Here is a 10,697-nt window from a genome sequence, read left to right as displayed (position 1 = left end):
AATGGACTTTTCAATCTTAGCTAAGCGTTTAATGCCATACTTGGCTTGTTTAAAGCGATTGTTGGTACTGGTTTGGGGTTTAAGCAGTTTAACACGAGCAAGTTTTAAGACCTTGTAAATGGTAGGTCTTGATACTTTGTACTCGAGTGCCAGTGAAGTCAATGATTGCTTGTTTTTGTGATAAGCAGTCCAAATGGCTTCCCTATGGTGGGGAAGCAGTCTTGTGTTTTTGTGTATGTTCATTTGCAGTATTTTACCTTAATACTGTAAATAACGCGACTGTTTCTAACAAGTAAGTCGCTAATGCCCTTATTGCCAAAAGCTGAGCTTTGTAGATTGGTTCTGATGACGATGGTTTCATGTGCTAATTCTACAGTTGGCACGCCATCGTCGTCTTCTGGTGACGTGATTGTTTCATCAGCCATTGCTGTCTGACTTAAAATCAAGAAAATGGTTAAAGATAGGTTTTTGTAATTAAACATAATAAATCTCCTATATGATAGGATATATTATAACATAATAATAAATAATGTTGCAGTATGTATCTAAATATTTTTAGAAATTCTTAAGATTTAAATGTATACGAACATTGTGGTATAGGAGTTGTTTTTTTGATGCAAAATCTAAAATATGGTTAATTAAACTCAAGGATAGTAGTCCAAAAAGTATGCCAAACTAGGTTTTCCGTTCGCCCTGAGCCTGCCTGCGAGCAGGAAAACCGTTAGGCTTCCCAAGCTTACCACGAACGGTTTTGGTGGTTTTTGAAGTTAAATAGCTATATTTATCATTTGCAAATAGTGCCATAAAGTCTCAGCACGCCCTAATGATTTGGAGTTTGTCATGAGACCCATTTGTTTGAACTTGGTCTTAAACTTGCCAAAAAGTGGATTTTGTCATGATTTAATGAATTTGCTATGAACGAAAATTGCATCGCTCAATGGTGTGTTTTGTTGTAATTGGTAATTAAAAAGACCTATCATAAGATAGGTCTATAACAAAGGTTGGGCTTATTAGAACTCATAGGTTAGCGATAATGCGTAGTTACGACCGGGGGCATAAAACCGCTCTAAGCCTTGACCTTGTCTGTCCACCGAATTGCTTGCCCCTGCCTTGCCTTGGTCAAGTGAGTTAATGCCACGCAAGCTGTCCCAAGTGTGGTATTTTTTATCAAAGACGTTGTAAATCCCTGCACGCAAAGTAACATTATCTTTGATGTTGTAATAACCAAACACGTCAAACGTTACCGCAGATTTATTAAGCCATTTGTAGTTTTCAACTGTGGTGTCAGGTACTTCTGTCAAACACGTTGATGTGTCTTGACCGTACCAGTCTTTTTTGTATTCTAAACAATTGGATATGGCACGCACATATTGAGCATCTTTGGCTTTTTTGCCACCCATGTAGGTTGTGCGAGTAAACACGCCCCATTTGTCCGTTGGGCTTTCATAGTCAAGTCCTAAAACCGCTTTCATGGGTTGGATAGAGAGTAAACTGGCGTTTTGCAACCCTGATAATTTGCCACGGCTATAACCGACATTCAAAGACCCTTTAAATCCTGTGGGCAGGGGCGTTACTTTGTCTAGTGCCAACTCACCTTTAAATTCAATGCCAGAAATATGGGCTTTGTCTGCATTCACCATTTGTTGATAATAGGTTGGATAAGCTTTTCGACACGCATCACCACCCCAATAATCACAAAAAATTTCATCGTAGTTTTTGTTGGGTTCGTACTTGATTGTCTCTGTTTCAAACAAAAAGTCTTTGTAATTGCTGTGATAAATGCCCACGTCTAGCTTGCCATAATCGCCGTTGCCTTGCAAAAATAGCGTGTGATTTAGGCTTTTTTCGGCTTTTAGGGTGGGGTTTGCTGACCAGTTGCCAAAGCCACTTTGGAATGTAAAAAACATCTCGGACGATGTGGGATTGCGATAGCCTGTACTGGCAAGATAGCCCGCTCGCCATGTGTCATTTAGGCGTTTGTCCACACCAAACTGTCCTGTCCAGTTTTTAAAGGTTGCTCCATTCATATCTACATTCTCGCACAATACCCCAAAGCCGTACTTTTTGCCACAAGTAACATCAAGGGGTTGTGGTTTGATTTTTTCGTGGTCGTAGCGTAGCCCTGCATTGACCGACCAAGCATTACCAAAGCGGATATTATCCTGCAAGGTAAAGCCGTATTGACGGGTATTCATGGGGTGCTGAATGGTGTAAATCTCACGGTCAGTCATCACGCCTGCACTGTTATAAATGTCATCGATGTTGATGTTTTTAAAATCTCGTTCGGCAACAAACACTTTGGCACTCATGCGATGTTCGGTGTTTTTAATGCCAAAAGTCGGCGATTCTACCCCAATGCTTAGACGTTTGTATTTGTTGTTAAATAATCGGTCGTCCAGATTGACAAGGTGTGTGCGACTGTTATCGCGCCAGTTTTTATTGCCCTTATAATTGATAGAACGGTTATCGACTTTTTGATAATCAATGTCGGTGCGGATTTTGCTTAAAAAGTTGGTATTTAGTAGCCATTCATGATAAAGATTAGTGTTGGTAATGTCTTGCTTATCGGTAGCATCACGCCAGTACGATGTTAGCGAATATGAATGCTCGGTGGTATCCGATGAATTTTTCGCTCCATTGACTGATAAGCCGACTCTGTGGTCGTCATTGATTTGCCAGCCCAATTTTGCCAAATAGCTCTGATTTTTGTGCTTTTCGGGGTCGGGTGTCATGCGTGAAGCCCCATAGGTGGCGTACTCTTGACAAGCGGATTCGCTATAACAGCTGTACCAAGGCGTAACATCACCGCCACGACTTTCAGTCTCACGCCCACGTCTTTGGGAATATACAAGTGCCATGTCTATGATGCCGTTATCATAACCCATGCTAAGCGTGTGAAACCATTCGTTATTTTTGGTGGCGTATCCTGTGCGATATACTCCGCCAAAATCCCCACTTTGAATCAAATCGCTCGCTTGCAAGGTGCGATAGTTCACACCCCCACCCAAACTGCCCCCACCCATGTTAAAAGAGTCAGCACCTTTGACCATGTCAATACCACGAACCAGCTCAGAGTCCAACGTAACCCGAGAGCTGTTAAAGTTACCATAACGCTCATACAATGAGTTTTCTTCTGAATCAGGAATACTCACCCCATCAATGGCGACTGCCACTCGGTTGCCTTCCACCCCACGCATGGCAAAACCTTTTAAACGGCGACCGCTATCAGCAATGCCGACATCAGGGCTATAACGCACCAAATCTTTGGTGTTTTGGATAAGTTCTTGGTTTAGCTCTTGCCTAGTAATGATTTCTTTGCCGACCTGCTCTTGGGGTGTGCGACTAATGGTAATCGTCTCATGTCCAAGATGAACTTCGGGTTCTGGGCTGTCATCAGCATGAGCCTGTATGGCGTGGCACATCATGGTGGGGATGAGTAGGGCGAGCAATGATTTTTTGGGAAAGTTGTATTGACGCATAGAGCCATGCCTATAAAAATAAAACAAAAGTCCTGTGGGTATTATCAAGCTGTAAGAATACATACAAAATGACAACAAACAAGGCATTTTACCTTAAAAAATTATCTTTGTAAATAATAACAGTTATTATCTTTATATTTATTTGTAAAAATCTAGCAAATGCTTTTATTTGATGTTTGGGTGTTTATCGTTTAAAAAATAAGCGTATGATGATGGATAAAAGGGAAATACAGCTTGGCAGTTTACTTGAAATTTACCGACATAACCGCCATAATATAAAGATGGTTTTTAATGATATAAAAGTACGCTAAGAGTGGGCAATCTTATGGCAAAGCAATCCGACAAGCAGGCAGAGCAGGGCGTAATGACAGATGATGTGTCTGTCTCTGCCCAAACGCACTCGCAAGACAAACCCAAACGCACCCGCAAGAAAAAAGACCCAGCAGATGTCGCCCTTGATGTACAAGTAGGCGATGTGCCAGCGGTGAGCGACACCGCAGGTCAGCCAAAAAGCACAAAAGCAAAAGCTAAGGCAAACCAAAACAAGCCAAAACAAACCAGAGCCAGTCAAGCCAAAAACACCAAAGATACTGACAATCAAGCCAAAAGCCAAACCGATAATCAAACTGCCAAGCCAAAACGCACCTGCAAAAAAGCGGTCAAGGCAGACATCAGCGAAGAAGTTTATGCACAGCAGGGCGATGAGTCAGCCATAGATGAGCGGGGCAGACCACGTTTTGGTGCCAAAGAAGCCATTTTGGAATTTGTTGAAGTGGAGAGTGGCTCGCTCGTCCTGCGAGAAGTGGGGACGGATGAAGCATTGGTAAGTATTGCCTTTGCTGATAAGGTCAAGGACATGGTTGGAGCGGAGCATATCCAAAGTATCGGACAGCACATGATTTCGGCGGCGATAGCCACGGTCATGGAGCGCCAAATGCGACAATACCATGCCCATGTCTATGACGAAGCTCCCAAGCGATTTAGTTGATTGGTTGATTAAATAAAGTGGGGCGGTTGTCCCATTTTGTTTTTATTCCTTGCTTTTTTTCTTTATAATATCAGATTGTCCAAGAGATAATTTACCCAAATTAGGAACATCATGTCCAAGATTCATATCACGCACCCCAAACCCACCCAAAAACCCAAAAAAGCACTCATTTGGATTGACTTAGAAATGACAGGGCTTGACACTCAAAAAGATGAGATTATTGAGATTGCGACCATTGTTACCGATGATAATCTTAATATTCTTGCCGAAGGTCCTGTGTTTGCCATAAAAGTACCCGATACGGTGCTAAACGGCATGGACGAATGGTGTACTCGCCAGCACCGAGAATCAGGTCTTACCGACCGTGTCCGCCGTAGTACGGTAGCATTGGCAGATGCCGAGCAGGCGACCATTGAATTTTTGTCAAAGTGGGTGGATAAAGGGGTGTCACCCATGTGTGGCAACTCCATTTGTCAAGACAGACGCTTTTTGGCAAGACAAATGCCCACGCTTGAAGCGTTTTTTCATTATCGTAACTTAGATGTGTCTAGTGTCAAAGAGCTGTGCTATCGCTGGCGACCTGATGTCGCTCGTGGCTACCAAAAGGGCGGAACGCATTTGGCGTTAGATGATATTCGGGATTCTATTCGTGAGTTACGCCATTATCGTGAGCATTTTTTTAAATTACTAGATTAATTTGACGTTAGTCATTCTCTGATTTGAATAAATAAATGACGTTGTTAAAAATCATTCGGCTGATGATATTGGCAAGCGTGGTGTTGGTGCTTGGGTTTTTCTCCTATCAGACCCACACCGAGCCACAGGTTCGCTATAATAGTTTGATTCATCGGCTGACTTATCCAACCGATTTGCGAGTGCGGTATCGTATTGGCGATGTGGACGAGCGTTTTGGATTAAGCCATGATGAAGTCAAACGCCTTGCCCATGAAGCGGTGATGATATGGCATGACGGCACAGGTCGGCAGTGGTTCGTCTATGATGACAGTGCAAAAGTGAGTATCAACCTCATCTATGATGAGCGACAAATGGAAACCACAGCACGCCAACAAATCAAACAGGAGCTTGATACCCTACAACAAAATCACAGACGAGACTCGGACAATCTGGCACGCCAAAGACAGGCGTTGCATGATGAGTTTAACCGTTTGCAAACCGAGCTGACCGCTTGGCAAGAGCAATATAACCACACCATTCATCTTATTAATCACACCCACGACCCAAACGAACGCCAACGCTTGCTAGGCATAGAAAAGCAGTTGCGAGCCAATCAGCAAGCCCTAAATGCCAAAATTGACGCTTATCAGCTCTCCCAAGACGCCTTTAACCAAGCGGTAGATGACATCAATCACAAGGCAGGGCATATCAATCACGCCATTGACCATGCCAATGCTCGCCTAACACCCCGAGAGTTTCACAAGGGGCAGTTTGACGGGCATAAGATTGATGTCTATGAATTTGAAAATATCGATGATTTGCGGTTGGTGTTGGCTCATGAGCTGGGTCATGCCCTTAGTATCGGGCATAATGATGACCCTACTGCTCTTATGTACCCCTATGCCAGTGAGCAGGATTTGCATAATTTTGAGCTAAAACAGGCGGACATTGATTTGTTAAATGAGCGGACGTTGTATCGGTAGTTTATTGTTATAAAAGAACTTTTGTTTAATATAGGGTGTGCCTGCCTTTGGTATTTGCAATGAAAAATGAGAAAAATCGCACGTTTTTCAAGGAAAAAGTGAAGTTTGATAGTCGTTCTATCAAACAAGCTTTTATTATGAAAAACAAGATTTAGCCATTTTTCATTGCAAAAATTGGTTGAAATTGTCAAATTCTCATCTTATTTTATAAAAATGTTATCAATGGTAGGTGCGCCCTAATTCACTTTTGGCAAATTCACATCATGACTGTCATGATATGCTTGCATAGTGTGTATGATGTCGCCTACGATATGATTTGCTTGCTCACCCATGCCAAATAGATTGCTTGCATAACCAATCGTGCTTTTGTGCTTTTTGTAATAAAGACCGTCATCGCTAAATTCCGTTTGGGTGCGTTGTTTTAGCTCGGCATGATAAATCCTATCAAAACCGATGACCGTTTTTTCACGGTCGGTATAATGCTTGACAAAAGCAATATACTCTTTATCAATCTCAATCATCGTATTATGATGTCGCCACATAAAAATATGAGCGTACAACAAAAACAAGGCAAATCTGGCAAGCAATAAATAAATCACCGTAAAGGGCAGGGCGTTCCAAAACGACTGATTGCCCATAAAGATATTGAGCCACACATTGCCAAGGCTGATTGCCAGTACACCAAATATCAACAACGTTGGTAAATGCTGTGACAATACCATGCTGTCATCAAAATCATGATAAATCGGGTAATCTCTGGGGTGGTTTGGGTAAAACTCATACATGACCGAAAAGCCGTCTTTGGCGATGTCGGCGGTTTTACCGTCCATGTGGGTGGGGATTGGCATGGTTAGATTAGGCGGTCTATGCTAGGTAGTTCAAAAGGCGGGTGGGCGGACATGTCCACGATGACAATCTCATCATCAAAACGCTGATAATGCAAAATGTATTCACTGGTCATGTCGCCAAATTCGCCTGCATAATCAGGTATGCCGATATGGTAATGCCACAGGCGATAGGCTTGGGCATATTTGACTTTTTGTAGCCAATTGGGTCATCGGTGGGGACGTTGTCTGATGATTTGTTGCGTCCTTGCAAGTTGTTAAGTCCAAACTGTTTGACGTGTTCTACGAACAAACCGATTTTAATTTGGTCGGCTTTTGGATAATTTTTTAGCCATAATTTAAATTGTGGGGTAAAAATAACTTTCATGAATTTACCCATGCCAAAAATTCATCCATATCATCAAAATCAGGCACATCAATACGTCCGCTTTTAATAGATTGGTCTATGCGTGCCAAATCAAAATTAAAATCGCCATTGGCATAACTTGGATTGACCGCCTGCTCTAAGGTTTTGACGGCAAAGGCGTGTGATGATATGCCTTGTTGTTTGGCACGGTACTCTATCATCACTTGTAATTCTTGGGGGATTTCTACAATCATGACATCTCCATGATAATAATATATCGCCCATTATACCAATATTTTTCACCAATAAAAACCCACTGCATGACAGTGGGCGTTGGTGGGGTAGGACGTATCACGCAAATAACTGCTTAATATCATCTTTATCAAAACGGTATTCCCTACCACAAAAACCACAATCGAGCGTGAGTGTACCGCCATGAGTGTCCACGACTTCTAGGGCTTCATCATGTCCTAGTTGCAAAATCGCCCCTTCGCTTTTTTCGGGCGAGCAAGTACAAGCAAAGCCAAGCGGGGTGGGTTCGGGCAGTACCACATCTTCTTCGTGATACAGGCGATATAGGATTTCATCGGCAGGCAATTCGGTCAGCTCGTCCGCCTTGATGGTGCCAGTGAGTACGCTTAATCTGTCCCATAGGTCAGGGTCGTTCTCTTTGTCGGTGTCCGATTGAGGCAACAGTTGCACGAGCAGTCCGCCTGCTGTGGTCTCATCGGTGGCAAGTTTGATAATGGTGGGGATTTGGGCGGATTGTTTTTGGTAGTGGGCTAGGCACTCGCCTAAGTTGTCGCTCACACGCTCGACAATGCCTTGATAGCTCTCGCCAAAGTTGGGGTGAATGCTGATAAATAGCACGCCTGTTTTGATGACGGCAAAAGCATCATCACTGGTGCCAAGCGACTGCCAAAACGCCTGCTTATCATCGCTGTTGTCAAAACTTGCCAACGCACGCACCTCCCCCAGCTCTTGTCCTAATGAGTGGTCACACTCTGCCATGGCAAAACGCAGGGGTGAGCTGTCGTCTGATGATTGCAGTTGAATGGATAATTTGCCGTCAATTTTGAGCGTGCCGATGAGCAGGCTTGCCGACACCAACATCTCACCCAATAAGGCTTTGATGGCAGGGGGATAATCTTTTTGGCTAATCACGGTGGTAAAACTGTCGGACAGTCGCACCACATCGCCACGCACGGGCGAATGCTCAATAAAAAAGCGTTGGCGATAATCTTTATTTAACATAATGTTCTCTGTTTTGTTGAATTAAAAATAACACTTGCCATTAATGGGGGTGTGTTTTAAAATTTAAAGCGGTCTGAATGATGGGTTGTTGGTGGGGGTAGATTTTTGTTTTATGAAATTGATTTAAAATATTATCAATGGTAGGAATGCTCCAAGATGTTTTTTTAAAATGATAAATGGGAAAATAAATTTACCCAAACTCACTGATTGATCATAAAATTGTTCAGTTGAAAGATACACTCTACAAAATGAAAAAGTGCTACGGTTTTTGTTCGTGGTGAGCCTGTCGAACCATGACGGAAAATAGCTTAGGGCGAACAGTTTCCGTGGTAAAATTCAATTTTGTTAGCTGTATATTGTAAAATTTGCCCCCTACAAAACCACCCATAGGTATATTGAATTAACAATGCCAATCATAATTTATCACACCTTATTTTTTATTTTTTAAATTTTTAAATTAACCTTTTTATTTATGATAAACATTCACCAAATCCACGCCTTAGCCGATGATTGCCATTATGATTTTAGACAAGGGGTGCAAACCTTATCTGATGACCAAGAGTGTTTGGGCGTGGGGGCGGATTTGTCGGTGGCAACGCTGTTGCACGCTTACCGCTCTGGGGTGTTTCCGTGGTTTCATGACGAGCCGATAGCATGGTGGTCACCCAATCCCAGATGTGTGCTAACGCCCAGCGACTTTATCCCTAAAAAATCGCTCATTCGTAAGGCTCGCCAGTCCACATGGACGCTGACGACCAATCACGCCTTTGCCGATGTGATACAGGCGTGTAGTGAGCCACGAGCCTATGCCGATGAGACGTGGATAGGGCATGAGATGATACAGGCGTACACTGCACTGCACGAGCTTGGTGTGGCGGTGAGCGTGGAGATATGGCAAGGTGAGCCACAAGCTAGTGCGTTGATAGGCGGGCTGTATGGGCTAAATATCGGGGCGATGTTCTGTGGTGAGAGTATGTTTCATCGGGCAACGGACAGCTCAAAGGTGGCATTTTGGGGGCTCATGCAGTTATGCCAACGGCAGGGCGTGGCACTCGTGGATTGCCAACTGGAAAATTCGCATTTGATGAGTTTGGGGGCGAGCCTGATGGGTAGAGATGAGTTTTTGGGTCGGGCGGACACACTCATGCGTACGGACGTGGCAGGACTGGGCGGACGGCGATTTGTCATGGCGGTGCGTGAGCTGTGTTGATGGGTTGGTGTTTTTGTATTGCTATTTTTGTGTCCTGCTGTTTTATCAATTTTATACCACAAAATTTATTTGATAAATTTATTTTAATATGACAAAAATCATTCCGTCAATTAACTTTCACTTTCACTTTCACTTTTTAGCATTTTATCACCATGACCTTAATACAACTCTTTAAAATCGCCCCGACAACCTTACTGCTTATCATCAGCTTTGTGGCGGTGATGGGCGTACAAGTCATGAATGGGATAAACATTGATGAGCAGACAGGGCAGGAACTGATTCGCTATGGGGCGAATTTTTTGCCATTGACACTCATTGATGAGCCGTGGCGACTGGTGACGGCAGGGTTTTTGCATATTGGGGTGATTCATCTGCTATTTAACAGTTTTGCCATGTATTATTTTGGCATGGTCAGCGAGCAGATATTGGGATGGTGGCGGTTTTTGGTGGTGTTTTTGCTGTCGGTGGTGGCGGGCAATCTGTTAAACCTATACATGACCCTAAGACGGATAGAAGAAGAGGGCGTGCAAGGGGTGGGGCTGTCGGCAGGGGCGTCGGGCGGTATCATGGGGCTGGGCATGTTGCTTTTGACTTTATCAATGTTTGGCTCGGCAAAGAAGTGGCGACTAAACACCAAGAGCTTGGCACTCATTATGGGCATTAACTTTGTCATGACCTTTGCCATACCTGATATCGATGTGGCAGGACATCTTGGGGGTATGATGATGGGGGTGGTGCTAGGGCTGTGCCATGCGATGAGTCAGGAGTTAGGTCGCACCAGTCAGGGCGTGTTTGCCCTGTGTGCGGTGGTCAGTGCCATTGCCATGATGGGGGTGTGGCAGATGATGAATGGTGTGGTAATGGGGTGGTAAAACCGCCAAAATCACGCACTATTTATAAATGCACGTTATTTATAC

12 protein-coding genes are annotated in these 10,697 nt (G+C 43.6%); 5 read left to right on the top strand and 7 right to left on the bottom strand.

The window, feature by feature from the left end; translation table 11 throughout:
- From K941_RS0101945 to K941_RS0101935, 3 genes are all read right to left on the bottom strand, one after another.
- Window positions 1-243: hypothetical protein (locus K941_RS0101945; protein ID WP_029102285.1), on the bottom strand; the 243-nt coding region annotated here is incomplete at its 3' end.
- Window positions 240-482 (bottom strand): hypothetical protein, encoded by a 243-nt coding sequence (locus K941_RS0101940; protein WP_029102284.1) that lies wholly within the window; start codon window positions 480-482, stop codon window positions 240-242. The genes K941_RS0101945 and K941_RS0101940, both read right to left, overlap by 4 nt.
- A gap of 528 nt (window positions 483-1,010) precedes the next feature.
- The gene (locus K941_RS0101935; protein ID WP_029102283.1) at window positions 1,011-3,479 is read right to left on the bottom strand and encodes a TonB-dependent hemoglobin/transferrin/lactoferrin family receptor; all 2,469 of its coding nucleotides are present in this window, start codon (window positions 3,477-3,479) and stop codon (window positions 1,011-1,013) included.
- 325 nt (window positions 3,480-3,804) lie between these two features.
- Here K941_RS0101935 and K941_RS17675 point away from each other — a divergent pair, with 325 nt between their 5' ends.
- The 3 genes from K941_RS17675 (at window position 3,805) to K941_RS0101920 (ending at window position 6,125) form a co-directional block, all read left to right on the top strand.
- A complete protein-coding gene (locus tag K941_RS17675) occupies window positions 3,805-4,467 on the top strand; it encodes a hypothetical protein (RefSeq protein WP_228130348.1) in 663 nt (220 codons plus the stop codon).
- Window positions 4,468-4,578: 111 nt separating this feature from the next.
- Window positions 4,579-5,163, top strand: a complete 585-nt coding sequence (gene orn, locus K941_RS0101925; RefSeq protein WP_036387225.1) for an oligoribonuclease — start codon at window positions 4,579-4,581, stop codon at window positions 5,161-5,163.
- A 35-nt stretch (window positions 5,164-5,198) separates the two neighbouring features.
- Window positions 5,199-6,125: a matrixin family metalloprotease gene (locus K941_RS0101920; RefSeq protein ID WP_051225797.1), complete on the top strand. Its 927-nt coding sequence runs from the start codon at window positions 5,199-5,201 to the stop codon at window positions 6,123-6,125.
- 236 nt (window positions 6,126-6,361) lie between these two features.
- Here K941_RS0101920 and K941_RS0101910 read toward each other — a convergent pair whose 3' ends face one another.
- From K941_RS0101910 to hslO, 4 genes are all read right to left on the bottom strand, one after another.
- Window positions 6,362-6,973 (bottom strand): hypothetical protein, encoded by a 612-nt coding sequence (locus K941_RS0101910; RefSeq protein WP_029102279.1) that lies wholly within the window; start codon window positions 6,971-6,973, stop codon window positions 6,362-6,364.
- A 109-nt stretch (window positions 6,974-7,082) separates the two neighbouring features.
- Entirely contained in the window at window positions 7,083-7,337 is a 255-nt protein-coding gene (locus K941_RS14405) for a hypothetical protein (RefSeq protein WP_208854344.1), read from the bottom strand.
- A complete protein-coding gene (locus tag K941_RS0101900; RefSeq protein ID WP_029102278.1) occupies window positions 7,334-7,570 on the bottom strand; it encodes a hypothetical protein in 237 nt (78 codons plus the stop codon). Before K941_RS0101900 ends, K941_RS14405 begins: the two co-directional genes overlap by 4 nt.
- Window positions 7,571-7,667: 97 nt before the next feature.
- Entirely contained in the window at window positions 7,668-8,570 is a 903-nt protein-coding gene (hslO, locus tag K941_RS0101895; RefSeq protein ID WP_029102277.1) for an Hsp33 family molecular chaperone HslO, read from the bottom strand.
- Window positions 8,571-9,042: 472 nt separating this feature from the next.
- Here hslO and aat point away from each other — a divergent pair, with 472 nt between their 5' ends.
- Together aat and K941_RS0101885 are read left to right on the top strand one after the other, a co-directional pair.
- On the top strand, window positions 9,043-9,780 hold the full coding sequence (gene aat, locus K941_RS14400; protein WP_051225796.1) for a leucyl/phenylalanyl-tRNA--protein transferase: 738 nt from the start codon (window positions 9,043-9,045) through the stop codon (window positions 9,778-9,780).
- Between the two features lie 152 nt (window positions 9,781-9,932).
- Complete coding sequence (locus tag K941_RS0101885) at window positions 9,933-10,652, top strand: rhomboid family intramembrane serine protease (protein WP_029102276.1); 720 nt, start codon at window positions 9,933-9,935, stop codon at window positions 10,650-10,652.
- The last annotated feature ends 45 nt before the right edge of the window (window positions 10,653-10,697 follow it).

This window comes from Moraxella caprae DSM 19149 (assembly GCF_000426885.1).
Taxonomy (GTDB): domain Bacteria; phylum Pseudomonadota; class Gammaproteobacteria; order Pseudomonadales; family Moraxellaceae; genus Moraxella; species Moraxella caprae.
This window is presented reverse-complemented; position numbering and strand designations above follow the sequence as displayed.

Coding starts and splice junctions, on each gene's coding strand:
- aat (WP_051225796.1), top strand. CDS start 9,043: ATGATAAACATTCACCAAATCCACGCCTTAGCCGATGATTGCCATTAT.
- hslO (WP_029102277.1), bottom strand. CDS start 8,570: ATGTTAAATAAAGATTATCGCCAACGCTTTTTTATTGAGCATTCGCCC.
- K941_RS0101935 (WP_029102283.1), bottom strand. CDS start 3,479: ATGCGTCAATACAACTTTCCCAAAAAATCATTGCTCGCCCTACTCATC.
- K941_RS0101940 (WP_029102284.1), bottom strand. CDS start 482: ATGTTTAATTACAAAAACCTATCTTTAACCATTTTCTTGATTTTAAGT.
- orn (WP_036387225.1), top strand. CDS start 4,579: ATGTCCAAGATTCATATCACGCACCCCAAACCCACCCAAAAACCCAAA.
- K941_RS0101900 (WP_029102278.1), bottom strand. CDS start 7,570: ATGATTGTAGAAATCCCCCAAGAATTACAAGTGATGATAGAGTACCGT.
- K941_RS17675 (WP_228130348.1), top strand. CDS start 3,805: ATGGCAAAGCAATCCGACAAGCAGGCAGAGCAGGGCGTAATGACAGAT.
- K941_RS0101885 (WP_029102276.1), top strand. CDS start 9,933: ATGACCTTAATACAACTCTTTAAAATCGCCCCGACAACCTTACTGCTT.
- K941_RS14405 (WP_208854344.1), bottom strand. CDS start 7,337: ATGAAAGTTATTTTTACCCCACAATTTAAATTATGGCTAAAAAATTAT.
- K941_RS0101920 (WP_051225797.1), top strand. CDS start 5,199: ATGACGTTGTTAAAAATCATTCGGCTGATGATATTGGCAAGCGTGGTG.
- K941_RS0101910 (WP_029102279.1), bottom strand. CDS start 6,973: ATGCCAATCCCCACCCACATGGACGGTAAAACCGCCGACATCGCCAAA.